Below are 21,463 nucleotides of genomic sequence, written 5' to 3' on the forward strand. Positions count from 1 at the left end.
AATATGTTACATTCCGCAGCCTTATTTTTGAGTTGATAGATAGAGCAGTAAATGAAAAAGCAGCGTGCCTTTCTAAAATGGGCTGGTGGTAAATATGGCCTAGTTGAAGACATCCAACGTCACCTGCCACCTGCTCGTAAATTGGTAGAACCGTTTGTCGGTGCCGGCTCAGTATTTCTGAATACTGACTTTGAACAGTACCTGCTTGCAGATATCAATCCCGATCTTATCAACCTGTACAACCTGCTTAAAACCGATCCTGAAACTTATATCACGGAAGCGAAGCGCTGGTTCTGTCCTGAGAACAACCGTAAAGAAGCCTTCTTAGATATTCGCGCTGAGTTCAATGGTACAGATAACGTCATGTATCGTTCATTGGCTTTCTTGTATATGAACCGATTTGGCTTCAATGGCCTATGTCGTTACAACAAGAAGGGCGGTTTTAACGTTCCATTTGGTTCTTATAAAAAACCTTACTTCCCAGAAGCTGAGCTGGAATTTTTTGCCGAGAAAGCGAAAAAAGCCACCTTCGTCTGTGAGGGATACCATGAAACCTTTAGCCGCGCGCGCAAAGGCTGTGTGGTTTACTGCGATCCTCCATACGCACCACTGTCGAACACGGCAAACTTTACCTCTTACGCAGGTAATGGCTTTAGCTTAGATGACCAAGCTGCACTGGCGGATGTTGCTGAAAAAGCAGCGATGGAACGAGGCATCCCTGTCTTGATCTCAAACCATGACACCACCTTAACGCGCCGTTTATACCATGGTGCAGAACTGAACGTGGTCAAGGTTAAGCGCACCATTAGCCGTAATGGCGCAGGGCGCAATAAAGTCGATGAGTTACTGGCACTTTTTCATAAAGAGAAAAACCAGCAACACGCTTCAGAAGAATTGTAGCGGCCAACATAACCCTCGAACTCATTAAATTGAGTGACCAACGGGTACTTTCATAAACTAATCTTTCGAACTGCTAGGATCTGCTTAGTTGCTTAGGTAGAATTGCACACCAAATAGTCTTGGAATTGAGTCTTGTATTTGTATATGAGATGTCACAAGGCGGTGATATTCGCAATTTACTCACTCTTAAGAGGTTTGGTATGAAAGATTTTCTAATCGCTCCATCGATTTTGTCTGCAGATTTTGCTCGTCTTGGTGAAGACGTAGAAAAAGTACTCGCAGCTGGTGCTGATGTTGTGCACTTCGATGTGATGGACAACCACTACGTACCTAACCTGACTTTTGGCGCGCCTATCTGTAAAGCGCTGCGCGACTACGGTATTACGGCTCCTATCGATGTTCACCTTATGGTTAAGCCAGTAGACAGCATCGTGCCTGAGTTTGCTAAAGCCGGCGCATCAATGATTACCTTCCACGTTGAAGCTTCAGAGCACATCGATCGCACTCTACAGCTAATCAAAGAGCACGGCTGTAAAGCGGGTGTGGTTCTTAACCCTGCAACGCCGCTTTCTTGCTTAGATTACATCCTAGACAAAGTAGACATGATTCTACTGATGTCTGTGAACCCAGGCTTCGGCGGTCAATCTTTCATTCCGCACACGCTAGATAAACTACGTGCTGTTCGTAAGCTGATTGATGAGTCAGGCCGTGACATTCGCCTTGAGATTGATGGCGGCGTGAAGGTTGATAACATCCGTGAAATCGCAGAAGCGGGCGCAGATATGTTCGTTGCGGGTTCAGCTATCTTCAATCAACCAGATTACAAAGAAGTGATTGATGAGATGCGTGCAGAGCTTGCAAAAGTAAACGCATAATCGTAAAACTACAGATAGATTGAATATTAAGGGGCTAATTTGCCCCTTTTTTACGTCTTATAGCTCAACTCATAAGACGAACATAATAAATAGGAAAGTAAGATGTCATTAAGCTCAATAAAACTGATCGCCTTTGATTTGGATGGAACCTTGTTAGACAGCGTGCCTGATTTGGCCGTTGCTGCTGACCAAGCTTGTCAGGAGTTGGGTTTCCCTTCAGTGAGCGAAGAACAAGTTCGCGACTACGTAGGTAATGGTGCTGATGTTCTTATCGGACGTTCACTCAGCCGTAACTTGACGGTTGACCCAAGCCTAGAGCCAGAGCTACTGAAAAAAGCACGCATCCTGTTTGATGATTTCTATGAGCAGGGCGGTCACAAGCTAAGTCACCTTTACCCATCGATTAAAGAGACGCTGGCTGAGCTGGATAAAGCCGGCTTCACTATGGCGCTGGTTACCAACAAGCCATCGAAGTTTGTACCAGACGTACTGGCGCAACACGGTATTGATAAGTACTTTGTTGATGTGTTGGGTGGCGACTCTTTCCCAGAGAAAAAACCGAACCCAGTCGCTCTGAACTGGTTGCTAGAAAAGCACAATGTAAAAGCGGAAGAGATGTTGATGGTTGGCGATTCAAGCAACGACATTAAAGCGGCTAAGAATGCAGGTTGTCACTCGTTTGGTCTGACTTACGGTTATAACCACGGCGAGCCGATTTCAGCATCAAACCCTGACTATGTCGCGGATAACGTCGCGCAATTACTAGATGTCGTTCTAGTTTCAGCATAAAGCGGACAAAAGTTAGCTAACCTACTAGCAAAATACTTATCAATGAGTACACTGGATGAGCCGTACAGAAGAGCTGTGCGGCTTTTCTATATTTAAGTTAAGAAGCTAAGCGTTCAATAAACTTAGCGAATAAGCAAAGGAATTAAAACCATGAGCAAGCCCATCGTATTGAGTGGTGTTCAACCATCTGGTGAACTAAGTATCGGTAACTACTTGGGTGCTCTACGTCAATGGCAACAGATGCAAGATGATTACGATTGCCAATACTGTGTTGTAGACCTTCACGCAATTACGGTTCGCCAAGATCCGAAAGCACTGCATGAAGCGACTCTAGACGCACTAGCAATCTGTCTTGCTGTCGGTGTTGATCCAAAGAAGAGCACGCTATTTGTTCAGTCACACGTACCAGAGCATGCTCAACTTGGTTGGCTTCTTAACTGTTACACGCAAATGGGTGAACTGAGCCGTATGACTCAGTTTAAAGATAAGTCTGCACGCCACTCAAATGACGTAAACGTAGGCCTATACGACTACCCAGTGTTGATGGCTGCAGACATCCTGCTTTACGGTGCTCATCAAGTGCCTGTAGGTAGCGACCAGAAACAACACTTAGAGTTAGCGCGTGATATCGCAACTCGCTTCAACAACATCTACGGTCCTGAAACGCCAATCTTCCAAGTACCAGAACCTTACATTCCAGCAGTGAATGCACGTGTAATGAGCCTGCAAGATGCGACGAAGAAGATGTCTAAGTCAGACGACAACCGTAAGAACGTGATTACTTTGCTAGAAGAACCTAAGTCGATCATCAAGAAGATCAACAAAGCGCAAACCGATGCAGAAACACCACCACGCATTGCTCACGATTGGGAAAACAAAGCGGGTATCTCTAACCTAATGGGTCTGTACTCTGCAGCGACAGGTAAAACGTTCGAAGAGATCGAAGCGCAGTACCAAGGCGTTGAAATGTACGGTCCGTTCAAGAAAGACGTAGGCGCAGCATTGGTTGAGATGCTTGAGCCGATTCAAGCTGAATATCACCGTATCCGTGCTGACCGTGCCTACATGGACGCAGTAATGAAAGCCGGTGCTGAAAAAGCCTCTGAACGTGCTGCAGTGACACTGAAAAAAGCATACGAAGCAGTAGGTTTTGTTACTCGCCCATAGGGTGAACTAACACAACTCGCTTGAGAATTTGAGCCCAAAGTAGCTGTTGTTTACTTTGGGCTTTTTCATGCCCATTCCATTTGCCTTCCTCGAAACCCCCTTGTTTGAATTGATAATTTACCCAGTATTTAGCTAGCATATCCATCGCTGTAATGCTGTGCAGATGATCTTATTTGGTACCCTCAAGCTTTATAAAATTACACTCGTTTCTATATATGTTGGAAATATATAACGTGCCAAACAATTGATGATTCCAAAGTGATAAGTTCCTCATTTTCTTGCCAACTGACTTATTCCTTTCATAAATAAACCTGATAGTTACCACAAAATACATGACTGCCCATAGATGGCAGTGACTATAACTCGATGAACTCAGGTGAAACGGATGGCTCTTTTACACAAACCTTCATTGCTAGCAGTGGCAATTGGTAGCTTGTTAACTACAAGCGCACACGCTGATTTGTTTATTTCACAATATGTGGAAGGCGGCAGCTATAACAAAGCGGTTGAGATTGCCAATAGTGGCGATAGCAGCATTAGTTTAGATGGTTACTCATTGGCGAAATCTGCCAATGGCAACGGATCATGGGGTGCCACTTTACCTTTAGATGGACACGTTTTAGCACCCGGTGAAGTACTCGTGGTCGCACATTCTAGTGCGAGTGATGAGATTAAAGCTCAAGCTGACATCATTAATGCCTCTATCGCCAATCATAATGGTGACGACCCGCTGGCTATCTTGAATTCAGACGGCTCGGTACATGATGTTGTTGGTTTGATGGGCGATGTGGACTGGGGCAAAGATGTTACTTTGGTTCGTGCGACACAAACACCTTCTGCGACGTTTGATGCTTCACAATGGGTATCGCTACCAAAAGACAGCATTGAAGGCCTAGGTTCACTAGACAGCGTTGAACTGCCAGAAGCGTTCACTTGTACACAAGATGGCTCTGACCCAGTATTCACCACCATTCAAGAAATCCAAGGTGAGGGCGCTACATCGCCATTCATCGATGGCTACCCGTACATCACCGACGATGAATATTTCGTAAAAGGTGTGGTAAGTGCGGTAACAACAGGCCTAACTAAAGGCTTCTACCTGCAAGCACTTGAGGATGATTTCAACTCAAGCACTTCTGAGGGGCTATTTATTCATACCAACCAGTCGAGCTCAGAGCTAGTAGCCGGTGATGTAGTGTGTGTGAAAGGCAAGGTTCAAGAATACTACAGCCACACTCAGCTGAAAGTAGAAAACAACCAATGGCTAAAACAGGGCGAGCAGCAGGCACCTGAAGCTACGGCGATTGAAGTGCTAGACAGTGACGAGAACTTCGCTGCAACGCTTGAACGCTACGAAGGCATGTTGGTGAAAACAACCGAAGCGCTTGATATGCGTGTGACGCGTACCTTTGGTTATGACTACGCAGGTCGTCGTAACAACATGGTACTGGCGCATGAGCGTATTAACATGCAGCCGAACCAGCTTTTCGCCGCGGGATCTGACGAAGCGAAGCAGCAAACTGAAGACAACGCAGACCGCCGTCTTTTCGTTGAAACCGATCAAAAAGCGGCTGATGGACAAGTCCCTTTCTACCCAGATTTTGGCCGCACTGATATCGACCAAGATGGTTCAACAGAAGATTACATCCGCATTGATGACACCATTGTTGGCCTAGAAGGCGTGCTGACTTACAGCTACGGTGAGTACCGTTTAATTGCGACTAACCAGATCTCGGCTGAAAACTATGTGCGTAACGATCCGCGTACCGACAAACCAGACATGGATGAAGGCGACCTACGTATTGCGACCTTCAACGTATTGAACTACTTCAACTCTCCATTTGGTGGCGACGCGAATCAGCACGGCAATAACCGTGGCGCGAACACCATCACTGAGTTTGAGATGCAGCAAGAGAAGATTGTGAACGCGATTCTTCGCTTAGATGCAGACATCATTGGCTTGATGGAAATTGAGAACAATGGCTTTGGTGAAGGCTCTGCCATTCAGCAACTTGTAAACCAACTGAATGATCGCATTGAGCGTAAGAAAGACCGTTATACCTTTGTGGCTGTCGACTCGAACGAAGACGGCGTAACCGACGAGATGGACTCGATTGGTACCGATGTAATCACAACCGGTGTTATCTACCGTAAGAAGGTGGTTAAGCTTAAAGACAGCCGTGTTATCGCGATGCCAAGCCAACAAGCACCAGAGGTGTTAGACGATTCAGGCAAGGTGATTGAAGACGGTAAGAACTACCAACGTGACTCATTGGCGCCAACCTTTAAAGTTAAAGGCACCAAAGAGAAACTCACCGTAGCGATCAACCACTTTAAATCGAAAGGCTCTAAGTGTTGGGAAGATGCTGCTCCGATTGAGCAGGGCGGCCAAGGCGGCGTTGATGCCGATAAGCAAGGTTCATGTGAGAACTTCCGTGTTGCTGCGGCGGTTGCATTAGGTGAAGCGCTAGACGGCATCAAAGGCCATAAAGTGATTCTGGGTGATATGAACTCGTACGGCATGGAAGATCCAATGCTGGTGCTAACCGATTACTCGGAAGAGAAATACGGCAAGCAGATCAAAGCAGCTCGTAATACCTACATTGATGGTGTTGAGCAGTTTGGTGATAGCGGTGCGGTGATTACGAAGAACTACGGTTATATCAATGCTGTGGCTCAAAAGCACCCAGACAGCTGGAGCTACTCATACAATGATGAAGTTGGCGCTCTAGACCACCTGCTGACCAGCGAAAGCCTGAAAGATAGGGTTGTCGATGCTACCGATTGGCACATCAATGGTGGTGAGTCGACGTTGTTTGACTACAACGAAGAGTACAAAGGTGACCTACCTAAGTACCAAGATCACTTCCGTTCATCGGATCATGATCCTGCCGTTCTTGAGCTAAGAGTAGGCGGTTCATTTGGCTTCGGTGCTCTTATGTCACTATTTGGCTTAGCAATGTGGCGTCGTCGTAAGTAGCTCAATCACAAATAGATTGGCTTGCCATACAAGTAAGCCAATTCAGATAACTTAACGCTATCTGTAAACAATTAAGGTCAACTTAGGTTGGCCTTAATTATTGGCGAAATGCAGTTTCCACTTGCCTTTCGCTATGAGTATTGCACAATACCGCCCCTATATCTCCCAATCCTTTAGTATTTAGCAAACGATTTCGACCCATGTTACTTATCATCGATAACTACGACTCTTTTACCTATAACTTGTATCAGTATTTCTGTGAGTTAGGGGGAACTGTAAAAGTTGTTCGCAACGATGAGATTGATATTGCGGGCATCGAAGCGCTAAATCCTAGCCATCTTGTTATCTCGCCGGGCCCATGTACGCCCGATGATGCGGGAATTTCGCTGCAGGTGATTGAACACTTCGTTGGTAAGCTGCCGATCTTAGGTGTGTGTCTTGGTCATCAAGCCATTGCTCAAGTCTTTGGTGGTGAAGTGGTGAGAGCCAGACAAGTGATGCATGGTAAAACCTCTCCGATCCGTCATAACGGTAAGAGCGTTTTTCAAGGTCTCAATAATCCTCTGACTGTGACTCGTTACCACTCTTTAGTGGTGAAAAATGGTACGCTCCCTGATTGCTTTGAACTCACTTCTTGGACAGAGTTTGAAGATGGCAGTATGGATGAGATCATGGGTTATCAACACAAAACCTTGCCGATTGATGCCGTCCAATTTCACCCTGAATCGATTAAAACAGAGCAAGGACACCAGCTTCTTGCTAACTTCTTAGCGCGTTGAGTGTTTAAATTTGGCTTTTCATTCGTTCAAATAAGCCAGTTAAACGTATTACCTCGTTCGTTAAGCGTTTTAATTCGGGCGCGCCGCGTCTTCATCCCTCTGACGCCGATCACTTTTTATAACATTTCTCCCTCTTCAGGCTAAGTTTTTAGTCTATGCAATATTATTCGCCTTATTTCCTCTCGAACCCCTTATACCGCTGTACCAGTAAGGCTTTGCTGTTGATGGATAGACGTTTAGTTAAAAAAAGCTTCATAAAACAGATTGTTTGATGCATAAATAGTCATAGGTAGTGACGTTTAGCTGGTTGTTAGGGATGGCTAAAGAATAATCTACTATTGAAAAGGTTAATTAAATGTAAATATAATGCTGCGGCGGGATTATGGCGGGACAAAATATCTTTATCTCACTTATGAACCATTACGCTTATTTGCGAAGCTTGCGGTATCGAGAAGGAATGTACGATGACAGTGGAAAATAATGTAGAACGTAGTCTTTTTAATGAGGTGATGGTGCCTTGTTATAACCCAATGGAAATGATCCCGGTAAAAGGGGAAGGCGCACGCGTTTGGGACCAACAAGGCCGAGAGTATATCGACTTTGCTGGCGGTATCGCTGTGAGCTGTTTGGGTCACTGTCACCCAGCAATGGTTAATGCTGTTACCGAGCAAGCAAACAAGATTTGGCACCTAAGTAATGTAATGACTAACGAACCTGCACTGCGTCTAGCGAAGAAGCTAACCGACGTATGTTTTGCAGAAAAAGTATTTTTTGCCAACTCTGGCGCAGAAGCGAATGAAGCAGCATTGAAGTTGGCTCGTCGTTGGGCGGCAGATGTTCATGGCCCTGAGAAATCTGAAATCATTGCATTCAAACAAGGTTTCCATGGTCGTACTTTCTTTACTGTAACTGTAGGTGGTCAAGAAGCTTATTCTGACGGCTTCGGTCCTAAACCGGGCGATGTAACTCACCTGCCTTACAATGATATTGCCGCGCTAGAAGCGCACATCTCTGATCGCACATGTGCAATCATGATGGAACCTCTGCAAGGTGAGGGTGGCATCATCTCTCCAACCTCTGAGTTTGTGAACACGGTTCGTGAGCTGTGTGACAAGCACAATGCGCTGCTTATTTTTGATGAAGTGCAAACAGGTAATGGCCGTACGGGCAATTTTTATGCGTATCAAGGCCTAGGTGTGACACCTGATATCTTAAGTACAGCAAAATCACTCGGTGGTGGTTTCCCTATCGGCGCGATGCTAACAACGACTGAACTCGCGACACACCTAAAAGTCGGTACGCACGGTTCAACATACGGCGGTAACCCACTAGCGTGTGCCGTTGCTGAAGCGGTTGTTGACGTCGTTAGCCAACCAGAAACCTTAGCTGGCGTAAAAGAGCGTGAAGCGCTGTTTCGTGACGGCTTAGCTAAGATTAATGACAAATATCAAATATTCAGTGAAGTTCGTGGTAAAGGCCTATTGTTAGGCGCTGCACTAAATGACGAGTGGCAAGGACGTGCACGTGACGTATTAGTAGCGGCAGGCGAACAAGGCTTGATGGTACTGGTTGCGGGTGCAAACGTGGTTCGTTTTACGCCATCACTGGTTATTACTACACAAGAAATTGAAGAAGGCTTATCAAAACTAGACAAAGCAATCGCTACGCTAGTTTAGCCTAAGCGGCGTCATAGGAATGATCGCCATTAGAGCGATCCCATGACGTTTTGCTAAAGGCCCAAGCTTCTGGTTTTGGGCCTATTTTGCATCTGGAGGGAATATTGATGCTAGTTGTTCGCCCAATAAAACTGTCTGATTACGATGCGCTGCACACCTGTGCAGTTGAATCAGGTCATGGATTCACATCTCTTCCGGTTAACGAAGAATTGTTAACTAACCGAATTACCCATTCTGAATACAGCTTTGCGAAAGCAGACGTGACCGAACCCGGTGATGAAGGCTATCTAATGGTGGGTTTCGACGCTGAAACTGGCGAAGTTGCTGGTACCACAGGCATTGAAGCTTCAATTGGTTGGGACGTTCCGTTTTACTCTTACCACATCAGTAAAGTGGTTCACTCATCGCAAAAGCTTGGCGTGAATAACGTGGTGAAGCTGCTGACTTTCGGTAACAACTACACAGGGTGCAGCGAGATTTGTACGCTGTTCTTACGTCCTGATTACCGCAAAGGCTTAAACGGTCGACTGATGTCTAAGTGTCGTTTCCTACTGATGGCTGAGCACCCAGAGCGTTTCTCAAAAACGATCTTTGCTGAGATGCGTGGTGTATCAGATGCGGAAGGCAATTCTCCTTTCTGGCAATGGCTGCAAGAACATTTCTTCTCGATTGACTTCACGCTTGCCGATTACCTAACCGGTATTGGTAAGAAAGGCTTCATTGCTGACCTAATGCCTAAGCTACCTATCTACGTGAACCTACTGAGCAAAGAAGCTCAAGCGGTGATCGGAGAGGTACATGACAATACGCGCCCTGCACTTAAGTTGCTGGAACGTGAAGGTTTCACCAACCGTGGTTATGTCGACATCTTTGATGCAGGCCCAACGGTTGAGTGTGATCTAAGAAACATCGAATCTGTGCGTCACTCAATTCGAGCACAGGTTCAAATTGCAGAGCACTCTAGCTCTAAAGACTTCCTAATTGGTAATACCTCGTTTGAGAACTTCCGCGCAGTAGCCGCGAAAGGTGCGTATGACCAAGCAAGCGACACAGTGATTTTATCATCTGAAGTAGCAAGCGCTCTTGAAATAAAAGAAGGCGAATTCGTTCGCATGTTGGCTCAATAAGAGCGGCGATTATCTGTCGAAGATTTTAAGGATAGAAGTATGACTCAGTGGATAGCAGGACAGTGGGTGGCAGGTCAAGGTGACGCCATGACATCAGTAAGCCCATACAACAATGAAGTAGTGTGGCAGGGTGATAGCGCGACACCAGCACAGGTTGAATCTGCAGTAGCAGCAGCTCGTGAAGCCTTCTTGGTTTGGAAAAAACTGAGCTTTGCAGAGCGTGAAGCGATCGTGTTGAACTTTGCTGAGAAAGTTAAAGAGAACAGCGAAGAAATCGCGCAAATCATCGCGAAAGAGACGGGTAAACCGATTTGGGAAACTCGCACTGAAGCGGGCGCAATGGCGGGCAAGATTGCTATTTCAATTCGTGCTTACCATGAGCGTACCGGTGAAGCTTCTCGTGAAGCGGCAGGCAACCAGATTGTACTGCGTCACCGTCCATTAGGCGTGATGGCAGTATTTGGTCCTTATAACTTCCCTGGTCACCTACCTAACGGTCATATTGTTCCTGCACTGCTATCGGGTAATACCGTGGTATTTAAGCCTTCAGAGCAGACACCTTGGACGGGTGAGTTTGCGATGAAATTATGGCAAGAAGCGGGTCTTCCTGCTGGCGTAATCAACCTAGTACAAGGCGCTAAAGAGACAGGTATCGCACTGGCCGATGCTAAAGGTCTTGATGGCGTGCTGTTCACAGGTAGTGCTAATACGGGGCATATCCTTCACCGTCAATTCGCAGGTCAACCGGGCAAGATGTTGGCGCTAGAGATGGGCGGCAACAACCCTATGGTGATCACTGACCAATTTGGTGATGCTGACGCGACGGTTTATACCATTATCCAGTCGGCCTTCATCAGTGCGGGCCAACGTTGTACATGTGCACGTCGCTTGTATGTACCTGTTGGAGAGAAGGGCGATCAACTGCTCGATAAGCTCGTTGCTGCTACCTTGAAGATTCGTGTTGATCAGCCATTCGCTGAGCCAGCACCCTTCATGGGGCCACAAATCTCTGAAGCGGCGGCTAAGTTCATTCTGGACGCGCAAGCTAATCTGCAATCGTTAGGCGGTGTCAGCCTAGTAGAAGCAAAAGCGGGTCAAGCGGCGTTTGTTTCTCCGGGCATTATCGATGCAACTAACATTGCCGAACTGCCAGATGAAGAGTACTTCGGTCCATTACTGCAAGTGGTTCGTTACCAGTCACTAGAGCAAGCGGTTGAACTGGCTAATGACACACGTTTTGGTTTGTCTGCAGGCTTAGTTTCAACAGACGATTCAGAGTGGGAATACTTCGTTGACCATATCCGTGCGGGTATTGTTAACCGTAACCGCCAGCTAACAGGCGCAAGTGGTGATGCACCATTTGGTGGCCCGGGGGCTTCGGGCAATCTACGCCCAAGTGCTTACTACGCCGCGGACTACTGTGCTTACCCTATGGCTTCAATGGAAGGTGGTGAAACTCAACTTCCAGCAACGTTTAGCCCGGGTATTGAGCTTTAATTTCTGAACTACAGGTTTATGAATCATAGATTTATGAAGCACAGGTTTATGGATCGTGGTTTTATAAGCTTAATGCTTTTTTGACTTAGGCTTATAAGGTACTAGGCTCATTCGTTAACTTTGAAATAAGGAAGTGGTGTTATCGCTTCCTTTTTCCATCACGTCCGACACCTAGATTGGGCGGTAGATAATAATAGAACAAGTATGTCACAGGCTGATGGCTGCTGACTCTGTGTCCAGCCTCTCCCTCTCTAATCCAAATTACTAGCTTGCTAGAACCTCTGACAAGGAGTCACCATGACGCCCGATCTACTCTTTAAATCACTTTGGGACGATTACATTCACAGGCTTTGTCCATCGGCTGAGAAAGTACATCACTTGCTGAAAGAAGACGAAGCTCTGATTAATGATCACATTGCACTGCGTACTTTCAATGTTGCTCCGCTAGGTATTGAAACATTGGCTAAGCCTTTCCTTGAGCTAGGTTATAAAGCGTGTGGCGATTACTTGTTTGAGAGTAAGAAGCTAGTCGCGAAGCATTACGAGCACCCAGATCCAAATCAACCTAAAGTGTTCATTAGTGAGTTGAAGGTCGAAGAGTGTTCAAGTGACTTACAACAGATCGTTGCTAAATTGGTTGAGCAAGTCGACGTAAGCAAGCTTCAAGGCCATGAATTCTTGTTTGGTGGTCGTCTATGGGACTTGAGCTTCGCAGATTTCCAAGTGCTTGCAAAAGAGAGTGAATACGCGTCTTGGCTCGCAGCTCATGGTTACGGTGCCAACCACTTTACAGTGAGCGTTAATCAACTCGATGCTTTTGATGAAGTGCAGGCAGTGAATGATTATTTGAGCGAATCAGGCTTCACGATCAATGCATCTGGCGGTGAGGTTAAAGGCTCTCCAGAGGTCTTATTAGAGCAATCATCAACAATGGCAGACAAAGTCCCAGTTTCATTTGTTGAAGGCAATGAGATGATTCCTGGCGGCTTCTATGAGTTCGCTAAGCGTTATGCGATGGCTAATGGTGAGCTTTATACCGGTTTTGTGGCAGCATCGGCTGACAAGATCTTCGAAAGCACTAACGGTTAAAGAAAGATACGAGTACGGACTTTACCCTAAAGATGCAGATAGGCTTCGCTTCGAGAGTGTTTGCGCTTCGAAGCTGTAGGTGTTTCATTCGTATTTTCTTTGTAGATCTTTAGAAAACAAAAAAGCCACCAAATTTGCATTTGGTGGCTTTCAAATTTTAGGCTCAGTTAATCGAGATTAACGAGTGCCATATACCACGATAGTTTTACCGTGTGCTGAAATTAGGTTCTGCTCTTCTAGCATCTTCAAGATACGACCAACTGTCTCACGAGAACAACCAACGATCTGGCCAATCTCTTGGCGAGTGATCTTGATTTGCATGCCGTCAGGGTGAGTCATTGCATCTGGTTGTTTTGCTAGGTTTAGTAGCGTTTGTGCGATACGACCAGTTACGTCAAGGAACGCTAAGTCACCAACTTTTTGGCTAGTTACTTGTAGACGGTTTGCCATTTGCGCTGATAGACGCATTAGGATGTCTGGGTTCACTTGGATAAGTTGACGGAATTTCTTGAAAGAAATTTCAGCTACTTCACAAGGAGATTTTGCACGAACCCAAGCTGTACGCTCTTGGTCTTCTTCGAATAAGCCTAGCTCACCGATGAAGTCGCCTTGGTTTAGGTAAGAAAGAATCATTTCCTTACCTTCTTCGTCTTTGATAAGAACTGCCACAGAACCTTTAACAATGTAGTACAAGGTTTCTGCCTTTTCACCAGCATGAATCAAAGTACTTTTTGATGGGTACTTATGAATATGACAGTGTGAAAGGAACCACTCTAATGTTGGATCGGTTTGAGGTTTACCTAGAACCATAATATCTCACTTCCTCTGCAGGGTATGCTTGCCGCTTTCCGTATTTTAGCTAAGCCTGGATTGACTTGTAGGATAAGAGCACTCGTTGAGCGCTGCAAGCTATCTTGTGTTTCGTTTAAGAATAGTATCCTTTTTCAGGTACTATTTCTTGATTTTAATCGTGACCAAGCTACGATTTTTTACGCAAAATTGTGCACATGATCACGGTATGAAAAGTAATCAACCAGAATGGTGCTCTGTTAACCAATTTTTCCGGTTTCGATGAGTTGTTGTAGGATCGGCCTTACAATGAGCTCCATAGCAAAACTCATCTTCCCTCCTGGTACCACAAGCGTGTTGTGGCGAGACATAAATGAGCCATCAATCATAGCTAAAAGGTAAGGGAAATCGACGTTTTTGATGCCGCGCAAACGTATAACAACGAAGCTTTCGTCTAAACTTGGGATCCCTTTAGCGTTGAGAGGGTTTGATGTGTCTACCGTTGGAACACGCTGAAAGTTGATGTGAGTACGCGAAAACTGAGGAGTAATGTAGTTAAGGTAATCATCCATCGAGCGAACAATCGAGTCCATTACTGCTTCACGAGAATGACCACGATCGCGTGTGTCGCGAACGAATTTCTGGATCCATTCTAAGTTGACGATAGGTACCATGCCGATCAGCAAGTCGACGTGTTGAGAAACATTGATATCGCCATCAACCACACCGCCGTGCAGGCCTTCGTAAAACATCACATCTGAATTTTCTGGGATCTCTTGCCATGGCGTAAAGGTGCCTGGCATTTGATTGTAAGGAACGGCTTCATCGAACGTGTGCAGGTAGCTACGTACCTTGCCTGTACCTTCGTTACCGTATTTACGGAAGAACTCTTCTAGCGCACCAAAGTCGTTGGCTTGTGGACCAAAGTAGCTGATGTGCTTACCTTGCTCGCGCGCTTTACGGATCTCGACATCCATCTCTGGGCGAGTGAAGCGATGGAAACTATCCCCTTCAACCCAAGCTGCCTTCACGTCCATCATATTGAACATTTTACGGAAGGCTTCTGAGGTGGTGGTGGTGCCGGCTCCAGATGAACCCGTCACCGCAATAATTGGATGTTTAGCGGACATGACAACCCTTGTCTTTTGAGTAACTTACTTGTTAGCAATCGTTTACCACTATAACACGGCTCCTTTATGAGCGCAGCTTAGAAGCGTTTTGTGACTTGAATATCAACGGTTTCATGGAGCTCAGAAAACACAATGCTGACTTCTCCTGAAGCTAATTGATGTTTCACTTGATCAATCTTGTTTTGCAGTGAAACCTCTACGTCGCCGTAGTCTGTGCCTTCACGCAGCACGAACTCTTTGATGAGGTTTTCCAGCGTCTCTGGCGCAATGTCTTGCCATGGGATGATCATAAATACTTCTCTCTTTTATGTTCATAAATAGGTTTATTGATGTAGAAATGCGTGTGCTTAGTATTGTTTTACTTCTATTTACTAAGGCTCGGTCATTATGCCGAATCTTGGATACTTTCATAGTAGGCAGGCAAGGCTTCTTCTAACCAAAACCTTGGCTTGAGTGTACTGCCAGTAATAAACCCAACATGGCCGCCTTTTTGAAACAGTCGATAATCGATGTTATCGGGCAGAACAAATTTTGGGATCACATCATCGGTCATGAAAGGGTCGTCTTTGGCATGAATGATCTGAGTCGGTAGTTTGATCTTATTGAGCTTAGGCAGAGCAGAACATTGCGCATAATAATCTTGTGCATTTTTGAAGCCGTGCAGAGGCGCAGTGATTCGTTCATCAAACTCATACAGTTTGGTGATGTTCTTGATGGCTTCAGCGGTGATGCCAAGTTTTTCCTGCAGCAGGTTAACCTTTTTTAGCGCATTCGATTTTAGAGAGTTGAGCAGGTACTTCTTATAGAGCTTGGAGAAACCACGCTCAATACGACTAGAGCAACACGCTAAGTCAAAAGGAGCAGATACGATGGTCGCCGCCGACAGCAATGGGTCGTCTGCGTACTCAGCCAAATAGTTCGCCAGCATGTTTCCACCTAAAGATATGCCAACCGCAACCTTAGGGTTATTCGGAAACTGGGCGTGCAGGTGTCTTAGAAAAAAGCGCGCGTCTTCGACTTCACCTGAATGGTAAGCGCGAGCCAGGCGATTGGGTTTTCCGCTGCAGCCTCTGAAGTGCATCATCACGGACAACCAACCATCTTTAGCAAACGCATTCATTAATCCATTGGCATAAGGGCTCTCAAAGCTACCTTCTAAACCGTGGAATAGAACGAATATCGGCTTGCTACTGCGATCATTCTTATTTGAGGTGTCACCGTCTGGTGATTCGCTCCAAGCAAGATCAAGAAAGTCACCATCGGGTGTTTCTAAGGTTTGCCAGTGAGGATGAAACAGCGCCTGCTTTCGAATAAACCGTGGCACTAAGGTTTGTAAGTGCGGATTAGAGAGACCAGCAGCTGCGGTAAATATTGTCATAAAAACGATCCATGCTTCTTTTACGGGTTTTGATAACGTGTTGAGTTTGTAACGAAACGCCCACGTTTTTATTTGAGCTTGGTTGATTCTCGGCATAAGCGCAAGGCTTCACTTATACGAGATACAAAAACAGGCTATGGGTAACCGTTTGAATAATATCAAGGTTAAGCTTGGATCTTGATTGAATAAAAGGGAAAGAGAATGAGCTAGGGCTGTGGTGCTGGTTCAGAAAAAGCGTCGTAGAGGTTTTCAGCCCCTAATAAACGACAGTACTGAAAAGTGAGCGGTGATTGCTGGTTAGCGTACAGCTGTAGGGAGTTTATACAGTCGACCAGATCGGACTGTTGTTGCTTTTCAAGCTGTAACTCAAACTTTAGCGCTTCACGGTATAGAGAGTCGACAACGTGTGCTTTGAGATGTTTACGTAGCTCTCGATAGCTATGAAGCAGGGTTTCAGAGCGGCTCAAGCACTGTTGAACCTTGTGCCACTCCTCTTCAGCAAAAGACAATTGCTGCTCATCAAGCCATTTGAGAAGCAGCAGTAGATTGACGTTGCCGTGGAACTGGTTTTGCAAAGCTAGGCACGCATCCTTTACACCGCGCACACTGTAATACTGAAGGCTAAATTGCCATAGTCGTTCCAGTGTTAGTGATATTGGGGCGTGCTCTGGGCTCATAAGCTATCCATATCCTGTTCCATCTGCTCAAGCTCTTCTTGAGTGGACATCCAATCCATTTCAACTTCTTCTAGCTGTGACTTACTGCTCGCTTGGAGAGCGAGTACTTTATTCAGTTTAGCCTTATTTTCAGCTTCATACAGTGATGTGTCGGATAATTCTTGCTCAGCTTCTTCAAGAGCCTGCGTTAATTTATCCATCTGCTTTTCAAATTGAGTGAGCTTTTTACGAAGTGGTGCCGTCAGTTTACGGAACTTGGCTTCTTTACGTTTCTGCTCTTTTTTCGCTGCTGCACTGTTGGCGCCGTCTTTGGCTGGTGCCAATGCTTGTGCTTCTTTGCGCTCAACTTTCTGTTGCTCGGTTAGCCACTTGTAGTAATCGCTTAAGTCACCATCAAACGGTGCGACTTGGCGGTCGTGTACAAGGTATAAATCATCGGTAGTTGCACGCAGTAGGTAACGGTCGTGCGATACGATAACCATTGCGCCTTCAAACGTCTGCAGGGCAAAAGTCAGCGCTTGACGCATGTCGAGATCCAAGTGGTTGGTTGGTTCATCGAGTAGCAACAGGTTCGGTTTTTGCCATACCAGTAGCGCCAGAACTAAACGCGCTTTTTCACCACCAGAGAAGGGTGCCACTTTATCGAGCGCTTTTTCACCTTGGAAACCGAAGCTACCTAGGTAATCACGCAATTGTTGCTCGGTGTGTTTAGGGGCAATCTGCATCATGTGCTGCAGCGGTGTTTCTTCTGGGTGCAACGTTTCTAACTGGTGCTGTGCAAAGTAACCAATCTTAACGCCTTGCGAATAACTCAGTTCACCGCCTTGCTGTTTAAGTTCGCCAGAAAGCAGTTTAATCAGTGTTGATTTACCAGCACCATTTCGACCAAGTAGACCAATACGGCTACCCGGTACTAGGTTCAGGCGAATTTTCTCTAGAATCAGATTGTCATCATAGCCCGCTGATACTTCATCCATCATCATGATTGGGTTTGGTAGTGCGTCTGGTTCTCTAAATTCAAAGCTGAATGGATTATCAAACTGAGCAGGCAGCACTTGTTCCATTTTCTCTAGCGCTTTAATACGGCTTTGCGCTTGGCGAGCCTTTGAAGCTTTGTAACGGAAACGGTCAATGTAGCTCTGCATGTGAGACATCTGTTTCTGCTGCTTTTGGTACATCGCTTGTTGCAGAATCAGTTTTTGCGCTCGTTGGGTTTCGAACGATGAGTAGTTACCCGTGTACTCATTGAGCTGTTGGTTTTCAACGTGCACGATGCGGTTGACGATAGGGTCTAAGAAGTCTCTATCGTGCGAGATAAGCACTAGCGTGCCAGGGTAGCTTTGTAACCAACGCTCGAGCCACATTACTGCGTCTAAATCCAAGTGGTTGGTAGGCTCATCGAGTAGCAGTAGGTCACTGCGACACAGTAGGGCTTGCGCTAGGTTCAAACGCATACGCCAACCACCTGAGAATTGAGTCAGGTTCCATGTCATTTGTTCTTGGCTAAAGCCTAGGCCATCCAGTAACTCGGCAGCACGTGCCTTTATGCTGTAACCACCAATGGTTTCAATCTTGCCGTGGATCTCTGCTACCAATGTGCCATTGTCGGCTTGTTCAGCTTTCTCTAGTTGATCTTCAAGGCCGCGGTATTCACGGTCGCCATCAATCACGTATTCAATTGCTGTTCTTTCTAATGCAGGTGTTTCTTGAGCAACCCAAGCCATTTCCCAATGGGCTGGTTTACTGAATGAACCCGCATCAATAGACAGTTCGTCCTTAATTAAGGCGAATAGCGTAGATTTACCACAGCCGTTTTTACCAACCAAACCGATCTTGTCGCCAGGGTGAAAAGTCGCAGATGCTTGGTCGAGGAGTGGCTTACCGCCGCGTAGCAATTGAATATCAGAGAAAATAATCATAATTGAAATAGCATAGAAATTAGAGGTGAACAGACGCCTGCATAGTAGGCTGAAACCAGATAAAAGTCGATCACAATGCAATTTGCGTTATGATGCCAATAACATATTAATAACTTTTGCTTAAATTCTTGTGGCCTTGCCACCGTTTAGCCCTCAAAGGAATGTTTCAAAGGAATGAGTAATACTCCCTCGACAGACAAAGTCGTGCCAAAGGTGTTGATCATCTACGCGCACCCAGAGCCGCAAACCTCTATTGCTAACCAGATGATGGTTAAGAAGGTAGAGTCGCTCGGTCATGTCAAAGTTCATGATCTCTACGCCATCTACCCTGACTTCTTTATTGATGTGCCTTATGAGCATGAACTGCTTCTGCAGTACGATGTGATTGTGTTCCAGCATCCTCTGTTTATGTATTCTTGTCCTTCGTTATTGAAGGAGTGGTTTGATCGAGTATTAGGCAAGGGCTTTGCGTTTGGTGAGCAAAGTGCACTTAAGGGTAAGCATTGGCGCAGTGTTATCACCACGGGTGGTAAAGAAGAGGCGTTTGGTGCTGCAGGCTATAATAAGTATCCCTTACAAGAGATCTTGCAACCGTTTGAGCTAACTGCCGCTTTGTGCCAGATGCACTGGATGTCACCTTTAGTTTTACATTGGGCTAGAAATGTCTCGGATATGACGCGTTACCAACACGCTGAAGAATATCGAAATTGGTTGCGAGATCCGCTACAAGATATAGGAGCGAATGATGGCTCTGACTAATGATTTCCTACAAAGTAGCGCTATATTTTTAGCGGCGGCTGTGGTTGCGGTTCCTATCGCGCAGCGAGCAGGCTTAGGTTCAGTATTAGGTTACTTATTAGCGGGTGTCGCTATTGGTCCATGGGGGCTTGGCCTAATCAGTGACGTAGAGGCCATTCTACATTTCTCAGAGTTCGGGGTGGTGCTGCTGCTCTTCCTTATTGGTTTAGAGCTTAACCCCAAAAAACTGTGGCAGATGCGGGCGCCTATTCTCGGCTTAGGGGGGGCGCAAGTGTTGATCACCACCTTGATTATTACCGCCATCGCCTGTCTATTTGGATTAACCTGGCAAACCAGTCTCGTGATAGGTATGGGTTTGGCGCTGTCTTCGACTGCGATTGCCTTGCGTGTTATTGAAGAGCGAGAGCTCGGCGGCAAAGAAGCCGGGCAGTCGGGCTTTGCAGTACTGCTTTTCCAAGATATCGCTGTTATTCCAATGCTAGCAATGTTGCCTCTACTTGCGGGTAATACCGGCGGTAGCTGGGCTGACATGCTGTGGATGCTGGGTGGCGTGATTGGCCTACTGGTCGGTGGCCACTTCTTGTTGAGACCACTTTTCCGATACGTAGTGATGAGTGGTGTGCGTGAGTTATTCACCGTCGCGGCGCTGTTACTTGTGATTGGTATTGCTGTGATCATGCAACGGATTGGCTTGTCGATGGCATTAGGTACCTTCCTAGCGGGCGTACTTCTGGCTGAAAGTGAATATCGACACGAGCTTGAGATCGCGATTGATCCATTCAAAGGTTTACTGCTTGGTCTGTTCTTTATCTCTGTGGGTATGGCGGTAAACCTAGGTCTACTGGCAGAAAGCCCATTCGCAATACTTATTGCAGTGTCGTCGCTAGTCGTATTGAAAGGTTTGGTGCTGTATGCGCTGGCTCGTATCTTCGGCACTCAAGCTAAAGCACGCAGCCGAATGGCGATGATCCTTAGCCAAGGTGGTGAGTTCGCTTTCGTTATTTTTACTGCGGCGAGTGCTCAAGGCATCTTAAGTGGCGAACAAGTGTCGTTCTTACTGGTGGTTGTGAGCCTTTCTATGGTGACCACGCCATTGATGCTTAAACTGCAAGACCGATTCTTTGCACGTCAGCTTAATCAAATCAGTGAAAGTGCGATGTCTTCGGATGTGGTTGATCGCAGCCCTCGAGTGATTATTGCGGGCTTTGGTCGTTTTGGTCAGATCATTGGTCGTCTGATGTATGCCAACAAGATTCGTATCACTGTCCTTGAAAGTGATGCCAGCCAAATACACATCCTTAGAAAGTTCGGCTACAAGGTGTTTTACGGAGACTCGACTCACCTAGAGCTATTACGCGCAGCCGGTGCTGATAAAGCAGAGGCGATTGTGTTGTGTACTGACTCCCCAGATGAAATCATGAAAACCGTCGATTTATGTAAGCAGCACTTCCCACGCTTAAAGATCTTGGCGCGTGCACGAAGCCGTGTTGAAGCGTATCAACTACTTAACCACGGTGTGAGTAACTATTCGCGTGAAACCTTCCTTGGAGCATTGGATTTAGGTCGTCAAACATTGACTGAACTTGGCATGCATCCATATAAAGCGAAGCGAGCAGAAGCACACTTTAGAAAGTTGGATAATGGTATGCTGAAAGAGTTGCTGCCTCAGCATAACGAAGATGCCGAGTTAGCCCAAAGAGCGAAAGAGGCTCGTAAAGAACTTGAAGAGATCTTTGGACACGAGATGGAAAACGATCACCAATCTCGAAACTATTGGCAGTAGCTTGAAGTGATAACTCATGCTTGAGCTTAGAAATAGAGCTTGGGCATAGAAATAACAGACTATAGAACTAACCTAATAATAAACGCGGTCTCTGCTTAACTTATCAATAAAGTGAGTGGGAAGAACCGCGAATCCAGAGCAGTAAAGGA

Annotated in this window: 18 protein-coding genes; 12 read left to right on the forward strand and 6 right to left on the reverse strand. The window is 46.0% G+C overall.

Annotated features, from left to right (window positions below; genetic code table 11):
* The first annotated feature begins 51 nt into the window (after positions 1 to 51).
* The 10 genes from AB4558_RS10530 to AB4558_RS10575 all read left to right on the forward strand — a co-directional run bounded on the left by AB4558_RS10530 (position 52) and on the right by AB4558_RS10575 (position 12,879).
* Complete coding sequence (locus AB4558_RS10530) at positions 52 to 900, forward strand: Dam family site-specific DNA-(adenine-N6)-methyltransferase (protein WP_017061122.1); 849 nt, start codon at positions 52 to 54, stop codon at positions 898 to 900.
* A gap of 200 nt (positions 901 to 1,100) precedes the next feature.
* A complete protein-coding gene (gene rpe / locus AB4558_RS10535; RefSeq protein ID WP_010435263.1) occupies positions 1,101 to 1,775 on the forward strand; it encodes a ribulose-phosphate 3-epimerase in 675 nt (224 codons plus the stop codon).
* A 102-nt stretch (positions 1,776 to 1,877) separates the two neighbouring features.
* Positions 1,878 to 2,564 (forward strand): phosphoglycolate phosphatase, encoded by a 687-nt coding sequence (locus AB4558_RS10540; RefSeq protein WP_372073460.1) that lies wholly within the window; start codon positions 1,878 to 1,880, stop codon positions 2,562 to 2,564.
* Between the two features lie 150 nt (positions 2,565 to 2,714).
* Positions 2,715 to 3,731 carry a tryptophan--tRNA ligase gene (trpS, locus tag AB4558_RS10545; RefSeq protein ID WP_372073458.1) on the forward strand — a complete coding sequence of 339 codons (1,017 nt, stop codon included), beginning with the start codon at positions 2,715 to 2,717 and terminating at the stop codon, positions 3,729 to 3,731.
* 385 nt (positions 3,732 to 4,116) lie between these two features.
* Positions 4,117 to 6,711: an ExeM/NucH family extracellular endonuclease gene (locus AB4558_RS10550; protein ID WP_372073456.1), complete on the forward strand. Its 2,595-nt coding sequence runs from the start codon at positions 4,117 to 4,119 to the stop codon at positions 6,709 to 6,711.
* Positions 6,712 to 6,911: 200 nt separating this feature from the next.
* Positions 6,912 to 7,490 (forward strand): aminodeoxychorismate/anthranilate synthase component II, encoded by a 579-nt coding sequence (locus tag AB4558_RS10555; RefSeq protein ID WP_171313449.1) that lies wholly within the window; start codon positions 6,912 to 6,914, stop codon positions 7,488 to 7,490.
* A 464-nt stretch (positions 7,491 to 7,954) separates the two neighbouring features.
* The gene (locus tag AB4558_RS10560; protein WP_010435225.1) at positions 7,955 to 9,166 is read left to right on the forward strand and encodes an aspartate aminotransferase family protein; all 1,212 of its coding nucleotides are present in this window, start codon (positions 7,955 to 7,957) and stop codon (positions 9,164 to 9,166) included.
* Between the two features lie 107 nt (positions 9,167 to 9,273).
* Positions 9,274 to 10,293, forward strand: coding sequence for an arginine N-succinyltransferase (astA, locus tag AB4558_RS10565; RefSeq protein ID WP_372073453.1), 1,020 nt, complete (start codon positions 9,274 to 9,276; stop codon positions 10,291 to 10,293).
* A 39-nt stretch (positions 10,294 to 10,332) separates the two neighbouring features.
* Positions 10,333 to 11,790: a succinylglutamate-semialdehyde dehydrogenase gene (gene astD / locus AB4558_RS10570; RefSeq protein ID WP_017061115.1), complete on the forward strand. Its 1,458-nt coding sequence runs from the start codon at positions 10,333 to 10,335 to the stop codon at positions 11,788 to 11,790.
* 297 nt (positions 11,791 to 12,087) lie between these two features.
* Complete coding sequence (locus tag AB4558_RS10575; RefSeq protein ID WP_016795267.1) at positions 12,088 to 12,879, forward strand: DUF1338 domain-containing protein; 792 nt, start codon at positions 12,088 to 12,090, stop codon at positions 12,877 to 12,879.
* 177 nt (positions 12,880 to 13,056) lie between these two features.
* Here AB4558_RS10575 and crp read toward each other — a convergent pair whose 3' ends face one another.
* The 6 genes from crp to AB4558_RS10605 all read right to left on the reverse strand — a co-directional run bounded on the left by crp (position 13,057) and on the right by AB4558_RS10605 (position 18,772).
* The gene (crp, locus tag AB4558_RS10580) at positions 13,057 to 13,689 is read right to left on the reverse strand and encodes a cAMP-activated global transcriptional regulator CRP (RefSeq protein ID WP_004729651.1); all 633 of its coding nucleotides are present in this window, start codon (positions 13,687 to 13,689) and stop codon (positions 13,057 to 13,059) included.
* Positions 13,690 to 13,928: 239 nt separating this feature from the next.
* Positions 13,929 to 14,798: a phosphoribulokinase gene (locus AB4558_RS10585; RefSeq protein WP_010435210.1), complete on the reverse strand. Its 870-nt coding sequence runs from the start codon at positions 14,796 to 14,798 to the stop codon at positions 13,929 to 13,931.
* Between the two features lie 77 nt (positions 14,799 to 14,875).
* Positions 14,876 to 15,088: a YheU family protein gene (locus AB4558_RS10590; RefSeq protein WP_010435208.1), complete on the reverse strand. Its 213-nt coding sequence runs from the start codon at positions 15,086 to 15,088 to the stop codon at positions 14,876 to 14,878.
* 95 nt (positions 15,089 to 15,183) lie between these two features.
* Positions 15,184 to 16,176, reverse strand: coding sequence for a hydrolase (locus tag AB4558_RS10595; RefSeq protein WP_019825349.1), 993 nt, complete (start codon positions 16,174 to 16,176; stop codon positions 15,184 to 15,186).
* 206 nt (positions 16,177 to 16,382) lie between these two features.
* The gene (locus tag AB4558_RS10600; RefSeq protein WP_017061113.1) at positions 16,383 to 16,853 is read right to left on the reverse strand and encodes a TIGR02444 family protein; all 471 of its coding nucleotides are present in this window, start codon (positions 16,851 to 16,853) and stop codon (positions 16,383 to 16,385) included.
* Positions 16,850 to 18,772: an ABC transporter ATP-binding protein gene (locus AB4558_RS10605; protein ID WP_372073450.1), complete on the reverse strand. Its 1,923-nt coding sequence runs from the start codon at positions 18,770 to 18,772 to the stop codon at positions 16,850 to 16,852. Before AB4558_RS10605 ends, AB4558_RS10600 begins: the two co-directional genes overlap by 4 nt.
* Positions 18,773 to 18,946: 174 nt before the next feature.
* Here AB4558_RS10605 and kefG point away from each other — a divergent pair, with 174 nt between their 5' ends.
* Together kefG and kefB are read left to right on the forward strand one after the other, a co-directional pair.
* Positions 18,947 to 19,531, forward strand: coding sequence for a glutathione-regulated potassium-efflux system ancillary protein KefG (gene kefG, locus AB4558_RS10610; RefSeq protein WP_017071307.1), 585 nt, complete (start codon positions 18,947 to 18,949; stop codon positions 19,529 to 19,531).
* Positions 19,518 to 21,314, forward strand: coding sequence for a glutathione-regulated potassium-efflux system protein KefB (kefB, locus tag AB4558_RS10615; RefSeq protein WP_017068828.1), 1,797 nt, complete (start codon positions 19,518 to 19,520; stop codon positions 21,312 to 21,314). Before kefG ends, kefB begins: the two co-directional genes overlap by 14 nt.
* Positions 21,315 to 21,463: the final 149 nt, after the last annotated feature.

Origin of the sequence: Vibrio sp. 10N.222.51.C5, from assembly GCF_041474575.1 — a bacterium.
In the GTDB taxonomy this organism is placed as follows: domain Bacteria; phylum Pseudomonadota; class Gammaproteobacteria; order Enterobacterales; family Vibrionaceae; genus Vibrio; species Vibrio crassostreae_C.